General features: G+C 72.3%; 11 protein-coding genes. 3 read left to right on the top strand and 8 right to left on the bottom strand.

From position 1 onward, the window contains the following. Positions 1 to 74 precede the first annotated feature (74 nt). From DCS98_RS23230 to DCS98_RS00310, 3 genes are all read left to right on the top strand, one after another. Positions 75 to 1,034 carry an excalibur calcium-binding domain-containing protein gene (locus tag DCS98_RS23230; RefSeq protein WP_241036964.1) on the top strand — a complete coding sequence of 320 codons (960 nt, stop codon included), beginning with the start codon at positions 75 to 77 and terminating at the stop codon, positions 1,032 to 1,034. 112 nt (positions 1,035 to 1,146) lie between these two features. Further along, positions 1,147 to 2,649 carry an MFS transporter gene (locus DCS98_RS00315; protein WP_116449384.1) on the top strand — a complete coding sequence of 501 codons (1,503 nt, stop codon included), beginning with the start codon at positions 1,147 to 1,149 and terminating at the stop codon, positions 2,647 to 2,649. Beyond that, positions 2,646 to 4,079 carry a M20/M25/M40 family metallo-hydrolase gene (locus DCS98_RS00310; protein WP_116449383.1) on the top strand — a complete coding sequence of 478 codons (1,434 nt, stop codon included), beginning with the start codon at positions 2,646 to 2,648 and terminating at the stop codon, positions 4,077 to 4,079. The genes DCS98_RS00315 and DCS98_RS00310 overlap by 4 nt, the downstream gene beginning before the upstream one ends. Positions 4,080 to 4,145: 66 nt before the next feature. On the opposite strand, the gene araA is transcribed toward DCS98_RS00310, so the two are convergent. From araA to DCS98_RS00270, 8 genes are all read right to left on the bottom strand, one after another. Beyond that, on the bottom strand, positions 4,146 to 5,654 hold the full coding sequence (gene araA, locus DCS98_RS00305; RefSeq protein WP_116449382.1) for an L-arabinose isomerase: 1,509 nt from the start codon (positions 5,652 to 5,654) through the stop codon (positions 4,146 to 4,148). A gap of 10 nt (positions 5,655 to 5,664) precedes the next feature. Further along, positions 5,665 to 6,339 (bottom strand): L-ribulose-5-phosphate 4-epimerase, encoded by a 675-nt coding sequence (locus DCS98_RS00300; protein WP_116449381.1) that lies wholly within the window; start codon positions 6,337 to 6,339, stop codon positions 5,665 to 5,667. Continuing rightward, on the bottom strand, positions 6,336 to 7,958 hold the full coding sequence (locus DCS98_RS00295; protein WP_116449380.1) for a xylulokinase: 1,623 nt from the start codon (positions 7,956 to 7,958) through the stop codon (positions 6,336 to 6,338). The genes DCS98_RS00300 and DCS98_RS00295 overlap by 4 nt, the downstream gene beginning before the upstream one ends. 55 nt (positions 7,959 to 8,013) lie before the next feature. Further along, complete coding sequence (locus DCS98_RS00290) at positions 8,014 to 9,048, bottom strand: LacI family DNA-binding transcriptional regulator (protein WP_241036962.1); 1,035 nt, start codon at positions 9,046 to 9,048, stop codon at positions 8,014 to 8,016. A gap of 80 nt (positions 9,049 to 9,128) precedes the next feature. Continuing rightward, entirely contained in the window at positions 9,129 to 10,376 is a 1,248-nt protein-coding gene (gene mmsB, locus DCS98_RS00285) for a multiple monosaccharide ABC transporter permease (protein WP_116449379.1), read from the bottom strand. Next, the gene (gene mmsA, locus DCS98_RS00280) at positions 10,376 to 11,938 is read right to left on the bottom strand and encodes a multiple monosaccharide ABC transporter ATP-binding protein (RefSeq protein WP_277394588.1); all 1,563 of its coding nucleotides are present in this window, start codon (positions 11,936 to 11,938) and stop codon (positions 10,376 to 10,378) included. Before mmsA ends, mmsB begins: the two co-directional genes overlap by 1 nt. Positions 11,939 to 12,109: 171 nt before the next feature. Continuing rightward, the gene (gene chvE / locus DCS98_RS00275) at positions 12,110 to 13,249 is read right to left on the bottom strand and encodes a multiple monosaccharide ABC transporter substrate-binding protein (protein WP_241036960.1); all 1,140 of its coding nucleotides are present in this window, start codon (positions 13,247 to 13,249) and stop codon (positions 12,110 to 12,112) included. Positions 13,250 to 13,512: 263 nt separating this feature from the next. Then, positions 13,513 to 14,445, bottom strand: coding sequence for a DUF5926 family protein (locus DCS98_RS00270; RefSeq protein WP_116449376.1), 933 nt, complete (start codon positions 14,443 to 14,445; stop codon positions 13,513 to 13,515). Positions 14,446 to 14,448: the final 3 nt, after the last annotated feature.

Below are 14,448 nucleotides of genomic sequence, written 5' to 3'. Positions count from 1 at the left end.
CTCGTGTCAGCGATTACCTGTGACTCGTGATACCTCTCACGGGCCACTGCTGCTGTGAGCTCTCGGGGGAGCCCATGTCCACGCGTCTGCGGATGCCGTTCGCCTTGCTCGCCGCATCGGTGCTGGTGCTGTTCTCCTCCGGGTCGGCGCTGGCCGACCCGGGCGATCCCACCGACGCCGAGGTCACCGAGATCCTCGAGTCCCTGCCGGGCACGACCACCTCCGGCAGCGCGGACACCAGCGGCAGCTCGTCGGCCGCCCGGACGACGGGGGCCGCCGAGCGCACCGCGGCGGACTTCGCCGCCGCAGAGGCCACGGTCACGCTCACCCAGATCACGACGATCACCCTTACCCAGCCCGGCGGGACGACGACGGCGACGGCGACGAGCACCGGCGGCACGACGACGTCGACCTCGGCCGGCTCGACCACCTCGACCAGCCAGAACCCCGGCGAGTGCGTCGCAGGCGTGATCCAGGACCTGATCGAGGACCTGATCGCCCTCGGTCCCTCGGCGCCTCCCGCGCCCGGACCGCTGCAGGCGCAGCTCCAGGCCCTGGACCCGGGCGACCTGCCCGGCATCGAGGACCTGCTGGAGGGGATCGGGGTGTCCCCCGAGGACTTCGAGACCGGGCAGCGGCTGATCGAGAACGCCATCGAGGACATCCAGGACTGCTTCCCGACCCCGCCGACCGGGGGTGGCACGCAGGGGCCCCGGCCGTCGCAGGCGTCGGGCCACTACACGCCCCCGACGACGCACCAGCCCGCGTTCACCTACAAGGACTGCGACGAGGCGCGCGCCTACGGAGCCGCTCCGGTGTACGCCGGCCAGTACGGCTACGGCACGCACCTCGACAGCGACTACGACGGCGTCGGCTGCGAGGAGACCGTGGCCACCTACGCCCAGCCGGTGGCCTACGCCGGAACCGGGAAGCTCGCCTACACAGGCGTCTCGGTCCAGCCGCTGGTCGCCTGGGGCGCCGCCCTCGCGCTGTCGGGCAGCTGGCTGATCGCCTCCGGACGCCGCCGGGCCTGATCTCGTCCGACCGGGCGGAGTTCCCGGCCGGGGGCTCCGCCCGGCACTGCCCGCCCACTACGCTCCGGACCCTCCGCGCCACCACCCGTGGCGCAGCGGGAAAGGACCTCGGGTGACGGGGACGACGGCGCGCAGCGGCGGGCGGATCGCGGGGATCGGCGGGGGCCTCGTCGGCTTCCTGGTCTTCGTCGAGTTCACCAGCGGCGTCCTGCAGGGCTACTACATCCCCCTGCTCACCGACGTCGCGCGGCACCTCGACATCCACGACGCCGACGTCAACTGGCTCGAGGCCGCCCAGCTGATGCTGTCGGCGATCGCGGTGCCGATCCTCGCGAAGCTCGGCGACCTGCACGGTCACCGGCGGATGCTGCTGCTCTCGGCCGCCGTGGTCGCGGCGGCCACCGTCGTCCTGGCGTTCGCGCAGTCCTTCCCGCTCTTCCTGATCGCCTGGGCGGTGCAGGGCATCTACGCCGCCTGGCTGCCGCTGCAGGTCGCGCTGATCTACGACCGCTCCCGCGGGCGGGCGGACCAGGCGGCGCAGACCCGCCGGGCCACCGGCCTGATCGTCGCCGCCCTGCAGTTCGGCGCCATCGTCGGCGCCCTGGGCGGCGGGCAGGTCGGCAGCGCCTTCGCCGGCCAGTTCTGGCTGGTGCTGCTGGTCCCCGGCTTCCTCGTCCTGGGCGTCTGCGCCGTGGTCGCGCTGCGGGTGCCCGAGAGCACCGACCGCCTGGCGGGCGACGTCGACGCCACCGGGGCGGCGCTGCTCAGCGTCGTCCTGCTGGTCATCACCGGCGGGCTGACCTTCGTGCGGATCAACGGCGCCGGCGAGCCCTGGCCGTGGCTCGTGACCGCCGCGGGTCTGCTGCTGGTGGTCCCGTTCGTGCGCTACGAGCTCGGCCGCCCCGACCCGCTGGTCGACTTCCGGGTGCTCCGCAGCCCCTCCATGTGGCCGGTCCAGCTCACGGCGGGGCTCTTCGGCATCAGCGTGCTCGGCGCCCAGGGCCCGCTGTCGACGTTCGCCCGCACCGATCCCGACGTGTACGGCTACGGGCTGGGCCTCTCGACGAGCATGGTGTCGATCGTGATCGGCGGCTACGTCATCTCGATGCTCGTCGGTGCCAGCCAGTTCTCCCGGATCTCCGCCCGCACCAGCCCCCGGACGACGCTCATCGGCGCCGCCGTCCTGGTCGGCACGGGCTACCTCCTGCTGGTGCCGTTCCACGCGACGCTGGGTGAGACGCTGGCCTGCATGGTGGTCGCCGGTCTCGGCTCGGGTGCGCTGGTCGCCGCCCTGCCCGCCGCGGCAGCCGCTGCTGCCCCGGCGGGGCGGACCGGCGTCGCCACCGGCCTCACCAACACGTCGAAGGTGCTGGGCGGCAGCTTCGCGTCGGCGACGTTCGCCGTCGCCCTCGCCGCCGGGGCGCCGACGCTGGTCGACGGCACCGAGGGGACGGCCGGGTCGCTCAGCGGCTACGTCACCGTCTGGGTCGTCTGCGGTGTGACGGCGCTGGCGGCCGCGGTGGCGCTGGTCGTCGTCCCGAAGCTCGCCTTCTCCGACGCCGCGGCGGCCGCGGACCCGCGCGCGGTCGCCCCGGCCACGGAGCCGCGGGCATGAGGGGTGTCCTGGTCGCTGCCGCCTGCGGCGCCGCGGTGACGGCGGCCGCCCGGCGGGTCGCCCGCTTCCGCCCTCCGGAGGTCTCTCCCGACCCTGCCGACCTCGACGGGCTGGACGCCGGGGCCGCCGCCGAGCGTCTGGCCGAGCTGGTCCGCATCCCCACGATCTCGTCCCGGGACCCGGCGGAGGTCGACGCCGCCGCCTTCGAGCGGTTCCGCGAGCGCCTGGTCGAGCTGTACCCGCGCACCCACCAGACGCTCGAGCGCGAGGTGCTCGGCGACGGCGCGCTGCTCTACCGCTGGTCCAGCGGGAGCGACGCCCCGCCCCTGGTGCTCATGGCGCACTACGACGTCGTGCCGGTGGCCGGCCAGGACTGGTCCCGCGACCCGTTCTCCGGCCTGATCGCGGACGGCGTCGTGCACGGCCGCGGCGCCATCGACGACAAGGGCGCCCTCGTCGCGATCCTGGAGGCCGTCGAGTCGCTGGTGACCGCGAGGTTCACGCCCGCGCGCGACGTCTACCTCTCGTTCGGCAACGACGAGGAGGTGGCCGGGGTCGGCGCGCAGCTGGCCGTCGAGGCGCTGACCGCGCGCGGCGCCCGGCCCTGGGCGGTGCTGGACGAGGGCGGGGCGGTGGTGAGCGGCGTCTTCCCCGGCGTCCCCGGCCAGACGGCCGTCGTGGGTCTGGCCGAGAAGGGCCTGCTGGACCTCGAGCTGGTCACCAGCGACCCGGGCGGGCACGCGTCGGCCCCGGTTCGCGGCGGGGCGCCCGCCAGACTGGCCCGCGCCATCCTGCGGATCGAGGACAACCCCTTCCCCGCCCGGCTGCACGACGTCGTCCTCGGCATGGTCGACGCACTCGGCCGGCACGCACCCACGGGGTACCGGGCGGTGTTCGCCCACGCCGGGTACCTCCGGCCGGCGCTGGCGCTGGTCCTGTCGCGGGCGAGCCGGGAGGCCAACGCCCTGGTCCGCACCACGGTGGCGATCACCGAGCTGGAGGGCAGCACGGCGCGCAACGTGCTGGCCACCCGCGCGCGGGCGCACGCCAACATCCGCATCGCGCTCGGCGAGACCGTGCAGTCGACGGTCGACCGGCTGCGCCGCGTCGTCGCGGACCCGGACGTCGAGCTGCGGGTCGTCTCGGGCAACGACCCGTCACCGGTCTCCCGAGCGGACAACGAGGCCTTCGCGCTGGTGGCGGACGCGGTGCGGTCGGTCTACCCCGAGGCGGCAGTGGCGCCGTACGTGATGGTGCAGGCCAGCGACGCCCGGCACTTCAGCCAGATCTGCGACAGCGTCTACCGGTTCATGCCGTTCGACCTGAGCCGCGAGGAGCTCGCGGCGCTGCACGCGGCGGACGAGCGGATCTCCGTGGCCGCCCTGCACCGCGGCGCCGGCTTCTACCGGTACCTGATCCGCCACGCCTGAGGAGGGTTCGCGGAACCTTGTGCTCTGCCCACCAGGGTGGGCAGAGCACAAGGTTCCGCGGGAGGGCTACAGCCGCTGGTTGAGGCGGTGGTAGGCCGCGCTCCAGCGCAGCTCCTTGGCCAGCGAGCGGCGCGTGGTGTCGGCGTCGATGAGCACCAGCTCGGTGGAGAACACCTCGGCCAGGTCGGTGAGCTCGTCGGCGCCCAGCTGGGTGGTCAGCACCGTGTGGTGCGGACCGCCGGCGGTCAGCCATCCCTCGGTGGCGGTGGCGAAGTCCGGCCGCGGCTGCCACACCGCGCGGGCGACGGGCAGGTTCGGCAACGGCTCGTCGGGCTCGACGACGTCGATCTCGTTGGCCACCCAGCGGAACCGGTCACCGAGGTCCGACCAGCCGACGACGACGCCCGGCGCCGGCGCGGCGTCGAAGACCAGCCGCGCCGGGTCCTCGCGGCCGCCGATGCCCAGCGGGTGCACCTCGAGCTTCGGCTTCCCGCCGGAGATGCTCGGGCAGACCTCGAGCATGTGGGCGCCGAGGATCTTCTCGCTGCCGACCTCGAGGTCGTAGGTGTAGTCCTCCATGAACGACGTCCCGCCCGGCAGGCCGGCGCCGGCGACCTTGAGCACGCGCAGCAGCGCGGAGGTCTTCCAGTCACCCTCGCCGCCGAAGCCGTAGCCGTCGGCCATGAGCCGCTGCACGGCGAGACCGGGCAGCTGGCGCAGCCCCCCGAGGTCCTCGAAGTTGGTGGTGAAGGCCCCGAAGCCGCCCTCCTCGAGGATCCAGCGGAGGCCTGCCTCGATGCGCGCCTGGTAGCGCACCGCGTCGTGCTGCGCGCCGCCGGGCAGCACGTCGGCGGACATCTCGTAGAGGTCGGCGTACTCCTCGACCAGCTCGTCGACGGCGGAGTCCTGCACCGCCTCCACCACCGCGACCAGGTCGTTCACGCCCCAGGTGTTCACCGACATGCCGAAGCGGATCTCCGCCTCGACCTTGTCCCCCTCGGTGACCGCGACGTTGCGCATGTTGTCGCCGAAGCGGGCCAGCTTCAGCCCCCGGGCAGCCGCGGCACCGGCGGCGGCGCGGGCCCAGGACCCCACCCTGGCGCGCACGCGCGGGTTCGAGACGTGCCCGGAGACAGTCGTCCGCGGGACGCGCAGCCGGGTGAGCATGAACCCGTACTCGCGGTCGCCGTGGGCGGCCTGGTTGAGGTTCATGAAGTCCATGTCGATCGTCGCCCACGGCAGGGCGGCGTCGGCCTGGGTGTGCAGGTGCAGCAGCGGCTTGCGCAGCGCGTCGAGCCCGGAGATCCACATCTTCGCCGGCGAGAACGTGTGCATCCACGTGATGACGCCCAGGCAGTTCGGGTCCTCGTTGGCCTCGCCCATGGCCCGGCGGATCGCGCCGGCGTCCTTGAGCACGGGCTTCCAGACCACCCGGAACGGGATCGCGTCCGCGCCGTCCAGCTCGGCGGCGACCCGCTGCGACTGCTCGGCGACCTGCTGGAGGGTCTCCTCGCCGTAGAGGTCCTGGCTGCCGGTCAGGAACCAGATCTCGGCACCGGCGTAGGGGTTGTTCACGGCGAGGTCCTCACTGTCCGTAGACGTTCTGGTAGCGGGCGTAGAGCCGGTCGACGTCGGCCTGCGCGATGGGCAGGGGCTCCCCGAGCTGGCGGGAGAAGTGGACGGTGCGGGCGACGTCCTCGGTCATGACGGCGGCCTTCACCGCCGCCTTCCCGGAGGCTCCGACGGTGAAGACGCCGTGGTTGCGCATGAGCACCGCCGGCGAGCGGGAGCCCGAGAGCGTCCCGACGATCCCCCGGCCGATCGAGTCGTCGCCGATGAGCGCGAAGGGCCCGACCGGGATCGGCCCGCCGAACTCGTCGGCCATCGCCGTCAGCACGCAGGGGATCTCCTCGGCGCGCGCGGCCCACGCCGTGGCGTAGGGGCTGTGCGTGTGCACCTGGCCGTTCACCTGCGGCATGTGCCGGTAGACGTAGGCGTGCGCGTCGGTGTCGCTCGAGGGCTTCTTGACCCCGTCGACCGGGTTCCCGTCGAGGTCGCAGACGGTGATGCCCTCCCAGGTCAGCTCGTCGTACTCGACGCCACTGCCCTTGATGACGAAGAGATCCTCGCCCGGCACCCGCTCGGACACGTTCCCCGACGTCCAGGTGACCAGCTCGTAACGGGTCAGGTAGGAGTGCAGCCGGGCGACGTGCTCCCGCTGCTCTCGGTGGGTGCCGCGCTCGGTCAGGGTGGCGGTCATGCGTCTCCTCCTCGCTGGGCGGGGCTCACGTGCTCGACGGCGGCCCGCTCGACCGGGAGCGCCGCGACGTAGCGCCGCATGAACGCGTCGAAGCCCGCGACGTCGTCCGGGTCGGGATCGGCGGTCTGCAGGCTCGTGGCCGTGAACACCTCGGTGTCGAGGTAGTCGGCCAGGGTCTGCCCGGGCGAGCGCCGGGTGGAGAAGGCGGCCAGGACGGCGATGCCCCAGGCGCCGCCCTCACCGGCGACGTCGCCGACGGAGACCGGGGTGTCGATCGCCGCGGCCAGGAACCGCTGGGCGACGCCCTCGGTCTTGAACAGGCCGCCGTGGGCGAACATCCGGTCCAGCCGCACGCCCTCGGCCTTCTGCAGGACGTCCATCCCGATCCGGAGCGTGGCCAGCGACGCGTACAGGTGCGTCCGCATGAAGGAGCCGAGGTCCAGCCGGCTGTCGGGCGCCCGCAGGAAGAGCGGCCTGCCCTCCTCCAGGCCGGTGATCGGCTCCCCGGAGAGGTAGTTGTAGGCGAGCAGCCCGCCGCCGTCGGCGGGGCCGCGCACCGCGGCGGCGAACAACGTCTCGAAGACCTCCGAGGCGCCCACCTCGGAGCCGAGCGCCCGGGCGAACTCGGCGAACAGCCCGGCCCACGCCTCCAGCTCGCTGGCGCCGTTGTTGCAGTGCACCATCGCCACCGGGTCACCGGCGGGTGTCGTCACCAGGTCCAGCTCGCGGTGCACCTGGGCGAGCTCCTTCTCGAGCACGACCATCGCGAAGATGCTGGTGCCCGCGGAGACGTTGCCGGTGCGCGGGGCGACCGAGTTGGTGGCCACCATCCCGGTGCCCGCGTCGCCCTCCGGAGGGCAGAGCGGGGTACCAGGGTGCAGCCGACCGGCAGGGTCCAGGCGGGCCGCGCCGGCCTCGGTCAGCGTGCCGGCCGGCTCGCCGGCGGACGCGATGGCGGGCAGCAGCTCGCCGAGGGTCAGCTCCGCTCCCGCCTCGGCCGCCAGCTCGTCGAAGCGGGCGAGCATCGCGGTGTCGTAGCGGCGGGTGGAGTCGTCGATCGGGAACATGCCGCTGGCGTCACCGATGCCGAGCACCTGCTGCCCGGTCAGCTGCCAGTGCACGTAGCCGGCCAGGGTCGTCAGGTGGTCGATCCGGCCGAGGTGCTCCTCGCCGTCCAGGATCGCCTGGTACAGGTGCGCGACGCTCCACCGGTGCGGGATGTTGACGCCGAACTCCGCGCTGAGCCGCTCGGTGGCCCGCCCGGTGTTCGTGTTCCGCCAGGTGCGGAACGGCGTGAGCAGCTCGCCGTCGGCGTCGAAGGCCAGGTAGCCGTGCATCATCGCCGAGACGCCGAGCGCACCGACGCCCGCGAGCTCGACACCGTGGCGGCGGCGCACGTCGTCGGCCAGCGCCGCGACGCTCTCCTGCAGCCCGGCCCAGACGGCGTCCAGCGAGTAGGTCCACACCCGGTCGACGAGCTGGTTCTCCCAGTCGGAGCTGCCGACGGCGAGCGGCGCGTGGTCCGGGCCGACCAGGACGGCCTTGATGCGGGTGGACCCCAGCTCGATGCCCAGGGCAGTGCGGCCGCCGGTGATCGCAGCGACGGCATCGGTCGTCATCGCAGGGAACCCTTTCGCGGAGCCGGACGTGTGAGCGCTAACAACGGAGCATGCCTCATGCCGGCGAGGGCGCCCGACCGGTGCTCGACCGCACCAGCAGCGCGGGCGGGACGGGGTCCGGGTGCAGGTCCTCGCCCCTCATGCGGCCGAGGACGAGCTGGACGCCCCGGCGCCCCAGCTCGGCGAAGTCCTGGCGCACGGTGGTGAGCGGCGGGGTGAAGTACGGCGCCTCGGGCAGGTCGTCGAAGCCGACGACGCTGACGTCCTCGGGGATGCGCAGCCCGCCCTCGTGCAGGGCGGCGAGCAGGCCGAGGGCCATCTGGTCGTTGGCGGTGAAGACCGCGGTGATGTCCTCGCCGCCGCGGATGCGGGCCGCCAGCGCCTTGCCGGCCAGGTAGCCCGACGACGGCGTCCAGTCCCCCCGGAGCATCTCCTCGGGCACCGGCGCCCCGGCGGCCGCCAGCTCGGCACGCCAGCCGGCGATGCGCCCCCGCGCCTCCTGCGAGTCGGCCGGCCCGGCCACGTGGTGCACCGTCCGGTGGCCGAGCCCCAGCAGGTGCCGGATGGCCAGGCGCGCGCCGGTCTCCTGGTCCACGCCGACGGCGGGCCGGTCCTCGACCCCGCCGACCTGGACCGCGACGAGCGGCACGGGCGGGTCGAGGGTGGCCAGGGCCGCCGCGGCGTCGTCGTAGGTGGACAGCGCCACGATGCCGTCGACCCGCTGGGCCACGAACGTGTCCACGGCCTCGCGCATGTGGGCCGCCGTCGCGTCGTCCAGGATCGAGACGCTCAGCGAGTAGCCCGCCGCCCGGGCGGCGTTCTCGAGGCCGAGCATGGTCTGCGCCGGCCCGTACTGGTTGATCTTCACGGTGACCAGACCGATGGTGCGGGTCGACCCGGTGACGAGGGCGCGGGCGGCGATGTTGGGCCGGTAGCCGAGCTCCGCGATGGCCCGCTCGACCCGCTCGCGGGTGTGCGGCGCGACGTTGGGGTGGCCGTTGACCACCCGCGACACCGTCTGGTGCGAGACGCCCGCGAGCGCCGCCACGTCGCTCATCACCAGGGCACGGGTCGCCCCGTCGGGCTCCACCGTTCCCCCTCCTCGTCGCCCGGCCCGGGCGCCGCGACCTGCGACCGCGGCGACCGGCCCGGAGGTCAGCGCCTCAGCGCTCAGCGGGACGCCCCGGCACGACGCTTGTTGTAGACGTCAAACGCGACGGCGAGCAGCAGCACCAGGCCCTTCACGATCGACTGGATCTGCTGCTCCACGCCCATGAGCTGCATGCCGTTGCTCATGACGGCCATGATCAGACCACCGACCATGGCGCCGACGACCGTGCCCACGCCACCGGTGACGGCGGCGCCACCGATGAACGCGGCGGCGATGGCGTCGAGCTCGAACATGTTGCCGGCCGCCGGCTGGGCACCGTTGGAGCGCGAGGAGTAGATGATCCCGGCGATCGCGGACAGGAAGCCCATGTTCACGAAGATCCAGAAGTTGACGACCTTCACCTTGACGCCGGACAGCTGGGCCGCCGCGAGGTTGCCGCCGATCGCGTAGATCTGGCGGCCGAAGACGGTCCGCTTCGAGATGACGCCGTAGGTGATGACCAGCACCGCGAGGATGATCAGCACGATCGGCAGGCCGCGGGCGTGCGCCAGCTGCCAGGCGAAGTACATGACCACCGCGCCGACGAGGACGACCCGGCCGACGAAGAACGGGAAGGACTCCACCGGCTGCGAGTACTTGATGCGGGCCACGCGGGTGCGGAACCCGCTCACCGCGTAGCCGGCGACGGCGACGGCGCCGATGAGCAGGGTGAAGGCGTCGTAGCCGTTGCCGCCGAGGAGCCCGTTGAGGAAGCCGCTGGCGACGTTCGTGTAGGGCTGGCCGAACGGCGACAGGGAGATGTTGTCCAGCACCTGCAGCGTCATGCCGCGGAAGAGCAGCATGCCGGCGAGGGTGACGATGAAGGCCGGGATGCCGACGTAGGCGACCCAGAAGCCGTGCCATGCGCCGACGGCGAGGCCGACCGCGATGGCGGCCAGGACGCCCACCCACCACGGGTTGTCGCGCTGGATGACCAGGACGGCGGAGACGGCGCCGCAGAGGGCGACCACGGAGCCGACGGAGAGGTCGATGTGGCCGGCGATGATCACCAGGACCATGCCGATCGCCAGCACCAGGATGTAGGAGTACTGGAGGACGATGTTCGTGATGTTGCCGGGGCTGAGCGAGACGCCGTCGGTGAGGATCGCGAACAGCGCGACGATCGCGACGAACGCGACGTAGATGCCGCTCGTCCGCAGGTTCCGCAGGACCAGCGCCCGGACGTTGCTGGTGCCGGTGTGCAGGGCCTCCGAGGCCTCCGGCTCCTTGGGAGTGGGATCCGCCTGGGGGGTCGTGGTGGTGGCCATCAGACGGTCTCCTTCTCCTTGGTCATGAGTTCCATCAGGCTCTCCTGGGTCGCGTCACGGACCGGCAGCTCGCCGGTGATCCGCCCGGCCGACAGCGTGTAGATGCGGTCGCAGATGCCGAGCAGCTCGGGCAGCTCGGACGAGATGACGACGACGGCCTTACCGGCCGCCACCAGGCGGTTGATGATCGTGTAGATCTCGTACTTCGCGCCGACGTCGATGCCGCGGGTGGGTTCGTCGAGGATCAGCACGTCGGGGTCGGTGAACAGCCACTTGGACAGCACGACCTTCTGCTGGTTGCCGCCCGAGAGCTTGCCGACGACCGACATCACGCTGGGCGCCTTGATGTTCATGCTGCGCCGGCTCTCCTCGGCGACCTTGGTCTCCTCGTTGCCGTTGACCCAGCCGCGGCGCGAGAGCTTGCCCAGGGCAGCAGCCGAGACGTTGCGGCGGATGTCCTCGATGAGGTTGAGCCCGTAGCGCTTGCGGTCCTCGGTCGCGTAGGCGATGCCCTTGTCGATGGCCTCGGCCACCGATCGCGCCTTCACCTCGTTGCCGTGCATGAAGATCCGGCCGGAGATGTTCCGGCCGTAGGAGCGCCCGAAGATGCTCATGGCCAGCTCGGTGCGGCCGGCGCCCATGAGGCCGGCGATGCCGACGACCTCGCCCGCGCGGACGTCGAAGCTCGCGCCGTCCACGACCTTGCGGTCCTGGGTGGGATGCCAGACGGTCCAGTCCTCGACGCGGAGGACCTCCTCGCCCGGGTGCGACTCCCGGTCGGGGTAGTAGCTCTCCAGGTCGCGGCCGACCATCCCGCGGATGATCCGCTCTTGGGTGACCTCGCCCTTCTCCAGGTCGAGCGTCTCGACGGTCTTCCCGTCGCGGATGACGGTCACGCGGTCGGCGATCGCGGTGATCTCGTTGAGCTTGTGCGAGATCATGATCGAGGTGATGCCGCGATCCCTCAGCCGGCGCAGCAGCCCGAGCAGGTGCTCGGAGTCGGTGTCGTTGAGCGCGGCGGTGGGCTCGTCGAGGATCAGCAGCCGCACGTCCTTGGACAGCGCCTTGGCGATCTCGACCAGCTGCTGCTTGCCGACGCCGAGCTGGCCGACCGGGGTGACAGCGCTCTCGTCCAGACCGACGGACTGCAGCAGCTCGGTGGCCTCGGCGTTGGCCTTGTTCCAGTCGATGAGGCCACCGCGGCCACGCCGCTCGTTGCCGAGGAAGATGTTCTCCGCGATCGACAGGTAGGGCACCAGGGCCAGCTCCTGGTGGATGATCACGATCCCGACGTGCTCGCTGTCGCGGATGCCGCCGAACGAGGCGGACTTCCCGTCGAAGACGATCTCGCCGTCGTAGGTGCCGGCCGGGTAGACCCCCGACAGCACCTTCATCAGGGTGGACTTGCCGGCGCCGTTCTCACCGCAGATCGCGTGGATCTCGCCCCGGCGCACGGCCAGGTTGACGTTCTCGAGCGCCTTGACGCCCGGGAAGGTCTTGGTGATCGAGCGCATCTCCAGGATGTTGTCGTCCATGGACTCCGTCGTCCTCAGGCTCGTCATGCGCGTACGGGACGGGGCGGGTGCGCGCGGCGTGCGATGTGCAGAGTGTGGGGGGTGCGCGGCCCCCGGGCAGAACGAGGTCGGCCCGGATCGCGCTGGGGTTGTGCACGGGGTGGTGCGGCCGGGCCCGGCAGCGATGACGCCACCGGGCCCGGCCGGTCTGGTGCGAGGTCAGTCGGCCTGGCCGGCCTCGACCTCTTCGGCCGTCCAGTAGCCCGTGTCGACCAGTTCCTTCTGGATGTCGTCGGCGAACACGGTGACGACCGGCAGCAGGTAGGACGGGACGACCTTGACGCCGTTGTCGTACGTCTCGGTGTCGTTGGCCTCCGGCTCGTCGCCCTCGAGGAACGCCTTCGCCGCGATGACGGCCTGCTCGGCCAGCAGACGGGTGTCCTTGAAGATCGTGGAGCTCTGGACACCGTCGGCGATCAGCTTGACCGAGGCGATCTCGGCGTCCTGGCCGGTGACGACGGGCATCGGCTTCTCCGCCGACCCGTAGCCGGCGTTCTGCAGCGCGGTGATGATGCCGCGGGACAGACCGTCGTAGGGCGAGAGGACGCCGTTGACGATCGAGCCGTCGTTGTAGCTGGAGGTCAGCAGGTCCTCCATGCGCTTCTGCGCCGTCTCCTGCTGCCAGCGCAGCGTGGCGGCCTGCTCGATCGTGGTCTGGCCGGACTTGACGACCAGCGTGCCGTCGTCGATCAGGGGCTGCAGGACCGACATGGCGCCGTCGAAGAAGAAGAAGGCGTTGTTATCGTCCAGCGAGCCGGCGAACAGCTCGATGTTGAACGGGCCGGTGGCGGTGCCGCCGGGGTTCTCCTCGTTGGCGATGCCGAGCCCGGTCAGCAGCGCGTTGGCCTGCGCCACGCCGACCTTGAAGTTGTCGAAGCTGACGTAGAAGTCGACGTTCTCGCTGTCGCGGATCAGCCGGTCGTAGGAGATGACCGGGATGTTCGCGTCAGCGGCGGCCTGCAGCTGGCTGCTCAGGGCGGTGCCGTCGATCGCGGCGATGATCAGGGCGTCGACGCCCTGGGTGATCATCTGGTCCACCTGCTGCGACTGCGTGGGGATGTCGTCGTTGGCGTACTGCAGCTCGACCTCGTAGCCCTCGTCCTCGAGCTGCTCCTTCACCGAGTTGCCGTCGGCGATCCAGCGCTCGGAGGTCTGGGTCGGCATCGAGACGCCGATCGACAGGTCCTCCGGGTCCGCGTTGCTGGTGTCCGAGTTGCTTCCCGCACCCTCGCCACCACAAGCCGCCAGCGTGAGCGCCAGGACGGCGCTCGCGGCGGTCAAGCCGAGCTTCCTGCTCACGTGTTGATCTCCTCTTCGAGACATCTGCCGCCACTCGACCCGGCGCAGGCCCGCGCGACGCGAGCGAAGCCAATGTGAGCGCTAACAACCAGCGCCGTCAACCCCAGATCGCCCATTCGTTGTCACGGTCGCGTAACGCTGCCGTCATCCGCTCGGGATAACGATTTCCGCCGGTCAGCGAGGCGTCACGGGGCGCACCGGCCACGCGCTCGGCCCGCCGCTTCCTCCGCGCCGACCGTGTGAGCGCAAACACGCAGGTCGGGTCAGCGCAGCGTGATCTGCCGCGAGATCAGGCCGGCGCGGGCGCGGCGCTCGTCCGACGTGAGCGGCTCGGTGACCTGCAGTGCCGCCTCGAGGCGGGTCTGGAACTCCGTCGCCGGGCCGACCCAGCTCTCCGCGGTCGCGTCGGCCGGCAGGTCCCACACCGGGACGACGAGGCCGAGGGCGCGGAAGGCGCCGGCGTAGCGCGTCCCCTCGCCGAGCAGGATCTGCCCGGACGCCGAGAGCCGGGCCAGCGCGTCGAGCAGCCGCTCCTCCGGCTCGGGCCGGACCCAGCGCAGGTGCGCGCGCTCGTCACCGGGGCGCACCCAGTAGGCGGCGTCGAGCCCCTCGAGCCGGACCGTCGGCAGGATCGCCTCGTTGGCGTGCTCGAGCCCCGCGAGGGCAGCCGCCGACGGGTCGGTGCCCTCGAGCCAGAAGCCGAAGTCGTCGTGCACGGTCACCTCGAACGGCGCCGTCAGGTCGAGCAGCTCCTGCAGGCGCGGCCCGGCCGAGCCGGCGGCGCCGATCGGACCCGGGTCGACCGGGGCGCCGGCGGGCGCCTCGAGCGCGGCGGCCAGCGCGGTCCCGATGTCGCGGCTGACGTCGTCGGAGGAGGTCTGCATCTGGACCCCGAGCACGATCTCCCCGTTGGCGCGCACCAGGGCCGGGGTGCCCCCGGGCAGGACGCTGGCGAGCGTGACGTCACGGCCGTCCGTCGTCCGCAGCGTGGCCGTGGCGGCCGGCACCAGCTCCCGCAGGGCGACCCAGTCGGTCTCCCCGGGCAGGCCCTCGAAGGGCCGCGTCACCGGCGGCGCGTAGCCGGAGCCGTGGCAGTGCTTGTAGCGGCGGCCGGAGCCGCAGAAGCAAGGAGCCTTCGGGTTGATGCCCTCCGGCGCGGGAGCGGCCGGGGCGGAGGAGCGCTTGCGGGAAGCCATGCG

Source organism: Blastococcus litoris, assembly GCF_003075095.1.
GTDB classification, from domain to species: Bacteria; Actinomycetota; Actinomycetes; order Mycobacteriales; family Geodermatophilaceae; genus Blastococcus_B; species Blastococcus_B litoris.
Note: the sequence above shows the minus strand (reverse complement) of the source record. Positions and strands in the feature narration are given on the sequence as shown.